The organism is Pseudomonas sp. BF-R-26 (assembly GCF_019947395.1).
In the GTDB taxonomy this organism is placed as follows: Bacteria; Pseudomonadota; Gammaproteobacteria; order Pseudomonadales; family Pseudomonadaceae; genus Aquipseudomonas; species Aquipseudomonas farris.
Genome location: NZ_JAGYGK010000006.1, coordinates 1 through 14,188, shown reverse-complemented (window position 1 = coordinate 14,188; position 14,188 = coordinate 1). Strand labels below are relative to the sequence as shown.

The 14,188-nt window shown below is 53.1% G+C and carries 12 protein-coding genes and 1 pseudogene; all 13 read left to right on the top strand.

From position 1 onward, the window contains the following. Positions 1–67: 67 nt before the first annotated feature. The 13 genes and pseudogenes from KGB18_RS09715 (at position 68) to KGB18_RS09660 (ending at position 14,098) form a co-directional block, all read left to right on the top strand. Positions 68–1,186: a glycine betaine/L-proline ABC transporter ATP-binding protein gene (locus KGB18_RS09715; protein ID WP_223569728.1), complete on the top strand. Its 1,119-nt coding sequence runs from the start codon at positions 68–70 to the stop codon at positions 1,184–1,186. Then, positions 1,183–2,031 carry an ABC transporter permease gene (locus KGB18_RS09710; protein ID WP_223569727.1) on the top strand — a complete coding sequence of 283 codons (849 nt, stop codon included), beginning with the start codon at positions 1,183–1,185 and terminating at the stop codon, positions 2,029–2,031. The genes KGB18_RS09715 and KGB18_RS09710 overlap by 4 nt, the downstream gene beginning before the upstream one ends. Then, positions 2,028–2,879: an ABC transporter permease gene (locus tag KGB18_RS09705; RefSeq protein WP_223569726.1), complete on the top strand. Its 852-nt coding sequence runs from the start codon at positions 2,028–2,030 to the stop codon at positions 2,877–2,879. Before KGB18_RS09710 ends, KGB18_RS09705 begins: the two co-directional genes overlap by 4 nt. A gap of 12 nt (positions 2,880–2,891) precedes the next feature. Next, a complete protein-coding gene (locus tag KGB18_RS09700) occupies positions 2,892–3,890 on the top strand; it encodes a 4-hydroxyproline epimerase (protein WP_223569725.1) in 999 nt (332 codons plus the stop codon). Positions 3,891–4,026: 136 nt separating this feature from the next. After that, positions 4,027–5,010 carry a GlxA family transcriptional regulator gene (locus tag KGB18_RS09695; RefSeq protein WP_223569905.1) on the top strand — a complete coding sequence of 328 codons (984 nt, stop codon included), beginning with the start codon at positions 4,027–4,029 and terminating at the stop codon, positions 5,008–5,010. Between the two features lie 51 nt (positions 5,011–5,061). Then, positions 5,062–6,156: pseudogene (locus tag KGB18_RS30015) on the top strand (cache domain-containing protein); the annotation flags it as partial. After that, a complete protein-coding gene (locus KGB18_RS30010) occupies positions 6,130–7,017 on the top strand; it encodes a methyl-accepting chemotaxis protein (protein WP_411736816.1) in 888 nt (295 codons plus the stop codon). The pseudogene KGB18_RS30015 and the gene KGB18_RS30010, both read left to right, overlap by 27 nt. A 281-nt stretch (positions 7,018–7,298) precedes the next feature. Beyond that, positions 7,299–8,021, top strand: coding sequence for a GntR family transcriptional regulator (locus tag KGB18_RS09685; RefSeq protein ID WP_223569723.1), 723 nt, complete (start codon positions 7,299–7,301; stop codon positions 8,019–8,021). A gap of 104 nt (positions 8,022–8,125) precedes the next feature. Continuing rightward, positions 8,126–9,445: an NAD(P)/FAD-dependent oxidoreductase gene (locus tag KGB18_RS09680; RefSeq protein WP_223569722.1), complete on the top strand. Its 1,320-nt coding sequence runs from the start codon at positions 8,126–8,128 to the stop codon at positions 9,443–9,445. Positions 9,446–9,617: 172 nt separating this feature from the next. Further along, positions 9,618–10,949, top strand: coding sequence for an MFS transporter (locus KGB18_RS09675; protein WP_223569721.1), 1,332 nt, complete (start codon positions 9,618–9,620; stop codon positions 10,947–10,949). Between the two features lie 34 nt (positions 10,950–10,983). Then, positions 10,984–11,889, top strand: a complete 906-nt coding sequence (locus KGB18_RS09670) for a dihydrodipicolinate synthase family protein (RefSeq protein ID WP_223569720.1) — start codon at positions 10,984–10,986, stop codon at positions 11,887–11,889. Next, on the top strand, positions 11,886–13,379 hold the full coding sequence (locus tag KGB18_RS09665) for an aldehyde dehydrogenase (protein WP_223569719.1): 1,494 nt from the start codon (positions 11,886–11,888) through the stop codon (positions 13,377–13,379). The genes KGB18_RS09670 and KGB18_RS09665 overlap by 4 nt, the downstream gene beginning before the upstream one ends. 287 nt (positions 13,380–13,666) lie before the next feature. Beyond that, positions 13,667–14,098, top strand: a complete 432-nt coding sequence (locus KGB18_RS09660; protein ID WP_223569718.1) for a hypothetical protein — start codon at positions 13,667–13,669, stop codon at positions 14,096–14,098. Positions 14,099–14,188: the final 90 nt, after the last annotated feature.

Here is a 14,188-nt window from a genome sequence, read left to right as displayed (position 1 = left end):
TCTTTCTTCGCCACTGCCGCCCTTTGATTCAATAGAGAAGCCAGAAAACTGGTTCACGGGTACGAAAATGACAACGGCCAAAATTGACACCAACGAAGTGCTGATAGATTGCCAGTCAGTCTGGAAAATCTTCGGTAAAGCCGCACCTGCAGCTATGAATGCTGTCGTTCAGCAGGGGCTAACCAAGACTCAGATTCTGCAAAACTACGGCTGCGTGGTCGGAGTCTCCGACGTCAGTCTCCAGGTTCGCAGAGGCGAGATCTTTTGCATCATGGGCTTGTCCGGCAGTGGCAAATCTACCCTGATAAGGCTTTTGAACAAGCTCATCACGCCTAGCGCTGGCAAGATCGTCGTAAAAGGCAAAGACCTCTCATCCTTGAATCCAGCACAGCTGCGAGAGGTGAGGGCGCGCCATATTGGTATGGTCTTCCAAAGCGTCGCCTTGCTGCCGAACCGAACGGTTTTGGAGAACACGGCGTTTGGCCTGGAAGTGCAGGGCGTGGGCAAAGCCGAGCGCTACAAGGTGGCCGAGCAGGCCTTGGCCAAGGTCGGCTTGAGCGATTGGATATCGCGTTACCCAAGTGAGCTTTCTGGTGGTATGCAACAACGGGTAGGTCTCGCTCGGGCGATCACTGCGGATCCTGAAGTGATCTTGATGGATGAGCCGTTTAGTGCGCTTGACCCACTGATTCGCCGGCAGTTGCAGGATGAGTTCCGCCAACTGACCAAGGAGCTGGGCAAGTCGGCTGTATTCATCACCCACGATCTGGACGAGGCCATCCGCATCGGTGACCGCATCGCGATCATGAAAGACGGCGCGATCATTCAAGTGGGTACGGCTGAGGAGATCGTTCTCAATCCAGCTGACGACTACGTTGCGGAGTTTGTGGCAGGCATTTCCCGGTTGCATTTGGTCAGGGCTCATTCAGTCATGACACCTGTCGAGCCATTCAAGGTTGCCAACCCAAGCTGTGACATCACCCGGCTTCCTAAGACCGCGCTCGACGCCGATATCAACGAGCTCATCGGTTTGACGATGAAGTCCGAGCGCGATGCACTCGCCGTATTGGATAACGGTGTGGTGGTAGGGATCATCACACCTCGTGACCTGCTTCGTGGTGTTCAAGGCATTCCGAACGAATTCGCGGCTTCACCTGCCGGCACAGTTCTGGAGGCGTCGACATGAGCATTCCTGACTTTTCCGATCAATTCGACGCAGTCATCGATTCGAGCCTGGAATGGCTCATGGACAACGGCGAGTTTGTATTCGACACGGCTAATACTGTGTTGAAAGGGATTTATGAAGGCGTGCAATGGTGTATCGCCTATCCCCCGTATTACGTCATCGCGATTGTCATGGCCCTGATCGGCTGGCGAGCGGTCGGTGTTCGCTTCGCGATTCTTACAGGTTTGGCGTTGGTGTTCTGTGACGTCATTGGCTTGTGGCCAGAAACGGTCAGCACCCTCGCTTTAGTGCTGACGGCTACCGTGCTCGCGTTGGTGGTAGCAATACCACTAGGCGTACTGGCCGGCCTTGCTCCTTCATTTGATCGAGTCGTGGATCCCTGCCTGGATCTGGTTCAAACGATGCCTCCTTACATCTATCTGCTTCCAGCCATTGCGTTGCTTGGCTATGGCACGGCCACCGCACTTTTAGCGACCTTTATTGTTGCTGTGCCCCCCGCCATGCGTTTGACCTCTCTGGGGATTCGAATGACTCCCAAAGAGTTTATCGAGCTAGGGGAGGCGAGCGGCGTCACCGGGTTTCAGATGTTCTTCAAGATCCGTTTACCGTTCGCTATGCCTAGCATCATGGCCGGGGTGAATCAAAGTCTGATGATGGCTTTTGGCATGGTCGTCATCGCTGGCATCGTCGGCTCCGGCGGTCTTGGTGAATCTATCTATGGTGCCGTTCGCACACTGGATATCGCCAAGTCGATCAACGCGGCAATTGCCATCGTGATTTTGACCATGATTCTGGATCGATTGGCGCAGAGCGCTGCGCGTTCTCGGATGGGAGACTCCCAATGACTTCTGCAGAAATCCACTTTTCTCCAGGTGAGTTCCTGGCGCCCGCAGTCGATTGGCTAAACGCTAATTTGCATGGGTTATTCAAGGTCATCAGCCAAGTAATCGAAGCCGTACTGGGTGGCGTTGAAGGTGCGCTGCTTGCGCCGCACCCTTACGTCATGATCGGCGGTGTGGCGTTGCTCGCTTTCTTTTTCGCCAACAAGAAGGTCGCGGTGTTTGCCGCTTTGATGTTGGCATTTTGCTTGTTCTCCGGGCTTTGGGTTGCGTCGATGCAAACCATTGCGCTGGTGTCCGTGGCAGTGCTGATCTCGGTTGCAATCGCTTTCCCACTCGGTGTTCTTGCCGCACGTGTAAAGAAGGTGGATGACGCATTTTTGCCGATTCTCAACATCATGCAGACCGTTCCGCCTTGGGTTTATCTGATTCCCGCCGTGATGCTGTTCAGCCTTGGTCGAGTACCGGCAATCATCGCGACCATTGTCTACGGCATCCCACCGATGCTCAGGCTGACGACCCTGGCCTTCAAGCAGCTGCCAAAGGAGTTCCTTGAACTGGGGCAGGCTATCGGTGCTTCGCCGAGGGCGATTCTGTTCAAGATCGAACTCCCGACCGCCGCGCCCACGCTGCTGGTCGGGCTCAACCAATGCATCCTGTTGTCCTTGGCGATGGTGGTACTGGCAGGTCTGGTGGGGGCTGGCGGTCTCGGTGCTGAAGTGACCCGGGGCCTCACCAGGATGGAGATGGGGTTGGGGCTACGTGCAGGGCTGGCGATTGTCGCCGTGGCACTGCTTCTGGATCGTCTGTCACGCGGTGCGTTGCAGCGTCACTCCCCAAACAAACTCCTTTGAGAGATTTTCACAATGAGACGTAGCTTTTTTTGTGTTGACTCACACGCGTGCGGGAACCCGGTTCGGGTAGTGACAGGCGGTGGGCCTCTGTTGCCCTCCGTTTCGATGGCCGAGCGACGCGATATCTTCGTTCGTGATCATGACTGGATTCGAACCGCATTGATGTTCGAGCCCAGAGGACACGATGTTATGTCTGGGGCAATCATCTATCCATCCACGCGTGATGACTGTGATTTCGGTGCATTGTTTATCGAAGTCAGTGGATGTTTGCCAATGTGTGGCGCAGGCACTATCGGAATGTCTACTGTCGTAATTGAGGAAGGCCTGGTCACACCTCGCGAACCTGGCACGCTGGCCATCGAAACGCCTGCTGGGCGAGTCGACGTCGCCTACACCATGAACGGCGAATATGTGGACTCGATTCGCCTGTTCAACGTGGCCAGCTATCTGCACAGTGCCGATGTGGTGGTCGATGTGCCCGGTGTAGGTGAGCTCGTCGTGGACATCGCTTACGGCGGCAATTTCTATGCAGTCGTCGAGCCGCAGGAAAACTGGGCAGGATTGGAAGGATTGACCACGGCAGACATCGTTAGCCTGAGCCAGAAGCTGCGCACGGCACTGGCTGAAGTCAGTGACCCTGTACATCCCGAGAACAGCAGAATCAGTGGCGTTCACCATGTCATCTGGTGCGACGACGGACACACTACTGCAGCCGATGGACGCGGTGCAGTGTTCTACGGCGACAAGGCTATTGATCGCTCTCCCGGTGGCACGGGAACTTCTGCGCGAATGGCCCAACTGTTTGGCAAGGGCCGTTTAAAGGTGGGGGATACGTACCGCAACGAAAGCTTGATAGGGACGATCTTCGAAGGGAAAGTCGAAGCATCGGTCAAAGTCGGTACGTTCGACGGCATCCGGCCAAGCATCGGCGGATGGGCACAGATCACCGGACACAACACCATCTTTGTGGATGGTAGAGACCCTCTTCGCCACGGTTTTCAGCTTGCTTGATGGGGCGCCACATTGCGCCAGGAATTAATGATTTCTTGCGCTTGGTGATGCGATTTATTCATGCGCCAACTGACGTGTTCTCGAACGTAAAAGAGTAGGTCGACCCGTGATCGAACGACGCCAATTTAGCGGAGGTATGAAGGGAAAAAATCTTCGCTATTTAAATGACAACCCCAACGGAGCAGCTCAAACGGTTCGAGCTGGATTTCTGCTGCTTGAGCACTTTTCTCTCCCCGCATTCACTCAAGTCCTGGATACGGTTGTCACTGCAAATCTTCTACGACCCAAGCTGTTCTCCTCCCGAACTTTCGGCATGAGCGACGGAGAGGTTGTCAGTGATCTGGGACTGGTCATTCGGCCAGAGGCCCGTATCGATTGTTCCTCAATCAAAGATTTGGATCTTCTGGTTATTTGCGGTGGCTACCGGACAGAACTGAAGGCGACGGATGACTTGATTGGCTTGCTTAGAACAGCCTCCGATTTGGGTGTCAGTCTTGCTGGATTGTGGAATGGCGCATGGTTCTTGGGGCGCGCCGGATTGCTTGAGGGTTATCGCTGCGCTGTTCACCCCGAACATCGCCCTGCGCTTGCGGAGTTCTGCAAGGCAACACAGGTCAGTAGTGAGCCATACGTAATTGATCGAGACCGGCTCACGGCATCCAGCCCGTCGGGAGCTTTCCACATGGCGCTGGACTGGATCAAGGGCCTGCATGACAAAGCTCTGGTCGAGGGGATTGAGGACATCCTCGCTTTTGAGGAGTCTCGCTACCGGCGCATAAAGCCGGCTGAAAATATCTGTGTGAGTGCGCCATTGCGTGAGGTGGTGAAGTTGATGGACGCCAATCTCGAAGAGCCTCTGGAACTGGAACAACTGGCGGTTTACGCAGGTCGCTCTCGTCGACAACTTGAGCGCCTGTTCAGGGAGCAATTGGGCACAACGCCACAGCGGTATTACATGGAACTACGCATCACCGAAGCGCGCAGGCTTCTCCAACACACGGAGTTATCTCAGGTTGATGTGCTGGTTGCCTGTGGATTTGTTTCGCCCAGTCACTTCAGCAAGTGTTACAGCTCCTATTTTGGATATCGTCCATCCAAGGAAGTTAGGCTGGTCAAGTAGAGCGCGCCATTAGAGCTGCGCCGCTATGCTAAGTTTATCATTGAGAATTTTATGACTATCCGAATGAAGCTCATCGCTGCGTTTATCTGCGTCGCGCTAATCCCTACGCTGATCATTACGGTTTTTATTGCCAATCAAGCCATGAAGCGTGAGCGCGAACAGTTCAATCAAAGCAGCTTGAAGCAGATGCACGAAGTCGACAATGCTTTTAATATTTTTCTTACAAGCGTTGCCGAGAACGTCATGCTTCTGGCGGAAATGTCACTTATAAAATCAGCAGATAACAGCTTGAGTAGTTATCTCGAGTCTCCGGCTGAATTAAAAACGAGTGCGCCGAATTCTGGCAATGGGGCAGGTATCTATGACTTTTTCAGCATCTTAGGAAAGTCGCACCCTAGCTACGCATATGTCTACATGGCCACGAGCGATGGTCGATTCATCCAATGGCCTGATGCCAATGTTGCAGCGCACTACGATCCTCGTCTGCGGCCCTGGTTCAAAACCGGGCTGACCGGCAACGGAAAACCTGTTCGCAGCTCCGCTTACCTCTTTGCGGAAGATAATACGATGAACATATCAACCGTATCGACGTTCATCGACAAACAGGGAAATACTGGCGCTATCGGCCTAGACGTCTCTTTGAAGCAGCTCACTGAAGCAGCAAAAAAGGTTAAGTTTGGGGAAAGTGGCTATCTATTGGTATTGGAAAGCAGCGGAAAGCTTCTCGCTGATCCTAAACATCCGGATAACAATTTGAAGTCTCTGGATGAATTGGGTGATGGCTATGCACTGTTAGCGAACAAGCAAGCTGGATTTTACGACGTAAAAATCGACGGTATTGACTATGTCGCCAATGTGTTTAAGTCCGAAACTCTAGGTTGGACATACATAGGGTTGATAGAAAATAGTGAAATCAATGCAGGCGCTTGGCATTTAGTGCTTGTTATCAGTGCTCTCAGTGCAGGGCTTGTGTTTGTATTTGCACTTTGTGGTGTAGCCCTTTCCAGGATCTTGATCTCACCTATAAATGCTGCATCGGATCGCCTTAGGGATATCGCCAGTGGTGGCGGCGATCTTACTGGGCGTCTGGAGGTCGAGGGGAGTGACGAAATGTCTGAAATGGCCCAAGGCTTCAACGGATTTGTCAGCAGTATCCAGGGTTTGATTAGGGATATCCGAACGTCGAGCCAGCATGTGGATCATGGGGCCAGCCAGATCGGAGCACAAGCCATTCAACTCGACGATACGGTGCAGCGTCAGTCCACTGCTGTAGATATGGTCTCGACCGCGTTTCACGAAATGGTCGCCACTGCAAATGAGGTAGCTGCGAGTTGTAACCGTGCGGCAGAAGCGGCACAGCATGGTGAGGATCAAGCTCATACCGGTCAAAAGGTCATTTCGTTGATGATCAAACAGGTCAGCAACCTTGGCGAAAAAATCAAAGGTGCTGCTGACTCAATAAGCCATTTGCAACAGAACACCCAAAGCATCACGACCATCATTGACACCATTCGAGGCATCGCAGAGCAGACCAATCTACTCGCACTGAACGCGGCAATAGAGGCCGCTCGCGCAGGCGATCAAGGTCGTGGCTTCGCGGTAGTCGCCGATGAGGTGAGAGCCTTAGCTAAGCGAACAGCTGAATCAACTGAGCAAATTAATGACCTCTTGGTCTTGCTGGTCAATAGCACCCAGAGCGTGGCGACTGAGATGCAGCAGAGCCTGGCACAGTCGAACGAATCTGTGGCATTCACTGCGCAGGTGGAGAAAGCCTTTACGGGGGTTCACGAGGCAGTGACGACTATCAAGGATATGAACACTCAGATCGCAACTGCGGCAGAGGAACAGCACGCTGTGGCTGAGGACATCAATCGGCACATCGTGGACATTCATAGCGACGCTGAACGCATCAATCAAGTGTCGCAGGAGTCTAGGACAACGACTGAGGCGTTGTCACAGGTGTCCCGCGAGCTTAATCGTTTGGTTGGCCGCTTCCACACCGATTGAAGACGCCGCACGGCATTGGGCTTTCCCCATTTCAGGTGGCTCCTTTTTTGTATCCCGTAGCTTCTACAAGACCGTAGTGCAATAGGCGGCTGTGCCAGGCCTACTGCCTCCAGTTCGCTCTCAGCAGATTGAGTTGCTCTCACCCAAGCAGCCGTCTGTCACTTGGTGAAAAAGGCTGATCAAGTTGTGTATATTAATTGTAGACACAAAGAATAATGTTGTTTTATAGTGATAATACAGGTAGTAGACCGTGCTCACTTACCCGTATGAAGGTTTCCATAATGGCAACGAAAGAACTCGAACCGCAGGCTTCCTCTGAGCTGCCTGTTGACCGTAAAGCCGTGCTGGGAGAGACGCTGCGGCGCCGCATTCTCAGCATGGAGCTTGCCCCCGGTGCCGTCGTTGATGAGCTGGCCTTATGTGACGAATTCGGACTTTCTCGCCCACCTGTGCGCGAACTCATGCGGCAGATGGCTGCCGAAGGCTATATCGACCTTGAGGCAAATCGGGCTGCCCGCGTGTCGTCAATGAACTATCAATCGCTGCGAAGCTTTTTCCTTGCAGCACCATTGATATACATCGCGACAACCCAATTGGCCGCCACGCACGCGACACCATCCGAGATTGCCGAGTTAAAGCGCATACAAGAGTTTTTCCGAGAAGCAATCGAGGAAAAAGATGTCGAGAAGCGTGTGCTTTATAACGATGAGTTCCATTTACAGATCGGCAAGATGGCACATAACGCCTATTTGTTGCCGAGCCTGCAGCGGTTGCTGATCGACCATGCGCGTCTAGGGAAGATCTTTTATCGCCACCCAACGACAATTGATATGCAGGAAGATCTGAAGTTGGCGACCGAACAGCATGACGAAATGATCAGTGCTATTGAAAACCATGACCCGGTTTTAGCGGGAGATATCGTGCGTGCGCACCTTGAACTGTCGCGCCGCAGAATGTCCGAATACGCAGCGCCAGAAGGGTTGGAAGTAGCAATTAACTATTAATAGGCAGCCGGTTCTACTTGCATAAGCACTACACGTAATGTGGTTAGGTTGTGCAGACGGGAAGCTTATAGCACTTACAACTATAAAGAACCCAGGTCGCGAAAATGGCAAAAATCAGATACACACCGGCAGATGATTCTACTTGTGGCTGGTTCCACCTTAGCCAACCTAGAGTGGCTCGTCCGTCCCACTCTGGTATCCGCTCGGCACGCTGGGTTGTTGTGGGTGCCGGTTTCACCGGGCTTGCAGCGGCGCGTCAACTGGCACTGAATTTTCCTGATGATGAGATTGTTCTGATCGAGGCTCAGGAGGTTGGTTATGGCGCATCTGGAAGAAACGCCGGCTTCGCCATTGACCTGCCACACGATATCGGTGCTGATGACTATATCGGTGATATCAAGACTGCCAAAATCAGTATGGAATTGAACCTGGCCGGGCAATCCATGCTGAAGGATCTGGTGGAAAAGCACCAAATCGACTGCCAATTTCGGATGTGCGGAAAGTATCAAGCGGCCATCGAAAATAGAGGCATAGCGGTTCTGGATGCGTACCGTCGTGGCTTGGATAAGCTTGGCCAGGATTACCAGATAATCGAAGAGCAAGACTTGCCGAATCATATTGGCACGCACTTCTATCGCAAGGCTCTGTTTACACCTGGTACAGCCCTGATTCAACCAGCGGCACTGGTCAAAGGCCTGGCCGATAGCTTGCCCGCCAACGTAACACTTTACGAAAATACCCCGATTACTGGCGTCGAGTACGGCGATAAAACCGTTCTAACTCACAAGAACGGTCGTATTGTTGCGGACAAATTACTCCTGACCAACAACGCGTTTGCCATGAGCTTTGGCTTTTTGAAAGGGCGCATGCTGCCGATTTTCACTTATGCGAGCCTGACCCGACAGCTCACAGAAGAGGAGCAAGCACGACTGGGTGGCCTCCCTTATTGGGGCGTGATTCCCGCCGATCCTTTTGGCACTACCTTGCGCCGAACAACTGACAGTCGTCTGCTGGTGCGCAACAGCTTCAGCTTCAATGCCGATGGACGCAGTCATCCCAAATACCTCCAGCGGTTTGTCCAACGGCACAAAGATTCATTTGGTCGTCGTTTTCCCATGCTTCCTGAGGTCGATTTCGAATACACCTGGGGCGGTTCTTTAGCGTTGTCTCGAAACCACATGGCTCAATTCGGACAGCTATCGAATAATGTCTATGGTGCTCTGTGTTGCAATGGACTAGGTGTTACGCGAGGAACGGTAACTGGATCATTGCTGGCAGATTGGTTAGCGGGTAAGAAAAGCCATCTTACTGACTTTCTTCTGTCCTCCCCAGGGCCAAACAGAAACCCACCTGAGCCGATACTTTCAGCGGGAGTAAATATGAACTTGCTATGGGGTCAGTGTCGGGCAGGAAAGGAAAGCTGATCAAGTAACACTTTACAGATAACTACGAATTTAAACGATTGATTGGAAATTTTTAGCTCTATTGGCTAGTCCATGGAGGCTGACTGTTTCTGATCGAGACGGTTTTCGTTCACCCGAATTTTGGGTTTGCGCTTAAGCCTTTCGAATGACCGAGGCGAAATAGGAGACAATAATGACAAGTCCTAACGCATCCATCGAGGATGTTCCGCTCAATAATTTTCACCGTTTGCTGACGGCTCGCTCTGGGGGCGGGTCGTTTGTGGACGGTTATGTGTTAAGTATTATCGGTATTGCAATGATGCAAATTACCTCTGCTCTGAGTCTCTCTGAGTTCTGGCAGGGAATGATCGCGGCATCGGCATTGATGGGGGTTTTTTTCGGCGGGTTTATCGGTGGTTGGCTGACTGACAAGTTAGGCCGCAAGACCGTTTATTTTATCGGGCCATCTCTGTTTATCATCTGTTCTCTGGCGCAATTCTGGGTTGAATCGGCAGGGGAATTGTTTTTCTTCAGATTCATTATCGGTCTGGCGGTAGGCATTGAATACCCGGTTGCCACCTCGCTACTGGTGGAGTTCTTGCCTAAGAAACAACGAGGGCCGCGACTCGCCGCGTTGACCATTCTGTGGTTTGCCGGTGCGGCATTTGCCTACATCGTCGGTAACGCTATTCTCAACGTAGGTGGTGACGATGCTTGGCGCTATGCATTGGCGAGCGCCGCCGTCATCGGGTTGGTGCTGTTCTTGCTGCGTATCGGTACACCGGAGTCCGCGCGCTGGCTGTTGAGCAAAGGGCGCGACAGCGACGCCGAGAGCGTGATCAAGCGTGTTTATGGCCCGCACTATTCGTTGCGGGATCTGCCGGAGGAACCGGACGAAAAGAAAATGTCTTTCGGCGATTTGTTGCACTCCGGATACGGCAAGCGTTTGTTCTTTGTCTCGGTATTCTGGTCGTGCTCGATCATTCCGGTTTTTGCTGTTTACGCCTTCGCGCCCAAAGTTTTGCTGGCACTCAATCTGAAAGGCGAGTGGGCGTCTTATGGCTCCATGGCCATTACCTTGTTGTTTGTTGTCGGTTGCGTACTTGCAACCCGACTGATCAACACGATTGGCCGACGCAGCATGCTAATCCACAGTTTTCTTTGGTCGGGCCTCTCGTTGTTGTTGCTGGCGGTATTTTCAAACGGCAACGAATTGCTCGTGCTCTTTCTGTTCGGTGCCTACGCGATATTTATCGGTGGGGCGCAGGTTCTTCAACTGGTCTATCCGAACGAACTTTTCCCAACAGAAATCCGCGCCTTTGCCGTCGGCATCGGCACTTCTTTGTCCCGTGTTGGGGCAGCGGTCGGTACCTACCTGGTACCTATTTCACTGCAGACACTGGGTATCGGCAACACCATGTATGTGGCGGCAGCCGTTACCTTCATCGGGTTGGCGGCGGCGTGGGCCATGGCACCGGAAACACGTTCCCTAAACTTGCGCGATGCGGCGGCATTGAGCAACTGAGTTGAAAAAAACCCTTACTGATGGAGAAGCAATCATGAAATTCGAAGGCATTTATACCCCGGCAATTACTCCCCTGACTCCAACTGGGGCAATCGACAAGCCAGCATTCGCTGAAGTGCTTGAATACCTGATCGAGTCGAAGGTGCACGGCATCATCATCGGTGGTTCGACCGGCGAGTATTACGCTCATACCTCTCAAGAGCGCATCGATCTCGCGACGCAGGCTAAGGATGTCATCGGCAACCGACTGCCGCTGGTCATCGGCACCGGCGCCATCCGCACTGAAGATTCCGTTGAATATGCGAAGGCTGCCCGCGCCATCAAGGCAGATGCCATCCTTGTGGGTTCGCCACCCTATGCGCTGCCGACTCAGGAAGAAAACGCCATTCACGCGTTGACTGTCGACCGTGCTGCCGACCTGCCGATCATGCTCTACAACTACCCGGCACGTATGGGCGTAAGCATGGGCCAGGAGTATTTCAAGGCAGTCTCCGAATCGAAGAATATCGTCGCCATCAAAGAAAGCTCGGGTGACATGGCGCAGGTGCATAACCTGGCTCGCAATTACCCAAACATCGCCCTGTCCTGTGGCTGGGATGATCAGGCTCTTGAGTTCTTCGCCTGGGGCGCCCGCAGCTGGGTGTGTGCCGGATCGAACTTCATCCCGCGCGAACACGTTGCGTTGTATGAAGCCTGCGTAGTCGAAAAGGACTTCGATAAAGGTCGCAAGATCATGAGTGCATTTATGCCTCTGATGGATTTCCTGGAAAGCGGCAAGTTTGTCCAGTCCATCAAGGTCGGTTGCGAACTGAATGGCCTGCGTACCGGTAGTGTGCGGTCGCCGCTTCAACCCCTGTATGACCATGAAAAACAGGCCCTGCAGGAAATTATCACCACTCTCAAACGTGACGTCGCTCAGGTGACCGGGAGTTCAAAATGACTGGCCTTCTCAGCGCGGCAGAATATGCCGCCATTGCCCAAAAACTGAAGTTCCCAACGCAGTCCTTCGTTAACGGCGAGTCTTACACTTCCGGTTCGGGCAAAACATTCACAACAACGAACCCGGCAACCGATGAAGTGCTGGCCGAGATCACAGCCTGCAACGCAGAGGACGTCGATTTCGCCGTAGCAAAAGCTAAAGATGCTTTCGAAGATGGTCGCTGGCATAAGCTGAGCCCCGGTGAGCGTAAGCGAGTGTTGTTGCGCTTTGCCGATCTCCTGGAGCAGAACTCCCACGAGCTTTCTGTCATGGAAAGTTTGGATAGCGGCAAGCCCGTCCGCGAGTGCCAGCTCACGGATATTCCCGAAACCATTCACACACTCCGTTGGCACGCAGAGTTGATCGACAAGATCTACGACAACACGGCACCAGTCGGTTCCGGTGCATTGACGCTTGTGGTGCGTGAAGCCATCGGTGTTGTGGGTTTGGTACTGCCGTGGAATTTTCCGCTGCTGATGCTGGCCTGGAAAATCGGCCCTTCGCTGGCCGCAGGCTGCTCGATCATCGTCAAACCCGCCAAGGAAACCACGTTGACCGCCCTGCGTGTCGCCGAGTTGGCGTTTGAAGCTGGTGTACCAGCTGGTGTCTTCAACGTGCTATCGGGCGGTGGCAGTGAAGTAGGTGAGCCGCTTGGCCGGCACATGGATGTTTCCATGGTCAGCTTCACAGGCTCGACAGCGACCGGTCGCCGCTTCCTGAACTATGCGGCAGATTCGAACCTCAAACGCATTGTGCTGGAGTGCGGTGGCAAGAACCCGGCTGTTGTGATGAATGATGTAGAGGATCTGGATTCGGTCGCGAGCCATGTGGTCAATGGCGCATTCTGGAACATGGGTGAAAACTGCTCGGCCTCTTCGCGCTTGATCGTCCATGCCGATGTTAAGGACGAACTGCTGAAGCGTATCGGCGTCCAGATGCTGGAATGGAAAATGGGCTGCCCACTGGATCCGGAAAACCGCATTGGCTCCATGGTCAGCAAATCGCATTTCGAGAAAGTCCGTTCTTACCTTGAACAGGCTGGCGTTGAGAAACTGCGGGTTGTCTTTGGCGGCAACACCGAGAGCGATATTTTTGTTGAGCCTACCGTCGTAGATGGCGTGGGTGCTGATAGCAAGCTGTTCAAGGAAGAGATCTTCGGCCCGGTGCTCGCCGTTACGACGTTCGCCACCATCGACGAAGCCATCACCCTGGCCAATGACTCGGTGTACGGCCTGGCGGCATCGGTCTACACCGACAACTTGCGTAACGCAATCAAGCTCTCGCGTGAAATACGCGCAGGAATCGTGACGGTCAATTGCTTCGGTGAGGGCGATGCCTCGACACCGTTTGGCGGATACAAAGAGTCTGGCTTTGGCGGGCGCGACAAGTCGATCTGGGCGCACGATCAATACACCGAGATCAAGACGATCTGGATTGACGTATCTGAGTAAGGCACTACTTCAATATTGCAGGTATGCACATTCATCTCGATTATCCATCAGGGAGGTCGAGATGAGTGTGTGTCTGGGTATACGGGATTTATCTCTGCTTGGACACGCAAGCAAAATTCACGCTGAAAAACAGCAGTCGTTTTCTTGCGGTTTGGTCACCCATCGTTGTGTGTTCAACAGTTTGCTTCCGGAGCGATCCGGAAGCTTTTTTTATAAAGCATTAAAGGACGAAACTGCAGTGTGAGAGGCATATCACCAATAGGGCCCTTCCGATCAAGGAGCTTTCAATGTGCATCCTATACATGGCGGGCTCGACCGATGCCGAAAGGTGGCGGGATTGCCTATTTAAGCTTGCTCCTGAGTTAGAGTTCCGCCAGTGGCCTGATGTAGGTAACCCTACAGACGTTCAGTATCTGTTGGCTTGGGAGCCTCCTAGCGATCTTGCAGAGCAGTTTTGTAATCTTCGAATCCTTTATTCGGCAGGGGCTGGTGTCGATCAGTTCGATTTGGCTCAGTTACCTGGTCAGCTGTCGCTTGTTCGGCTGGTTGATAGGTCGATGGCTGACATCATGGGCGAGTACGTGCTGTTCGCTGTTCTGGCCTTGCATCGAGACATCCTCGTCTACAGGGAGGATCAACGCGCTGGTCGGTGGCAAGCGCTGCCTTTAGTGCCGGCGTCACAGCGTAAGCGTATAGCCAACACACGTTCACATGACTGAAGGTGTGTGGTTCAGTCCGTCGACTGCATCCAGTATTTGCCGTACCCGATCTGTAACGGATATGTCCCCCTCAAGCTTTAAGACACTACA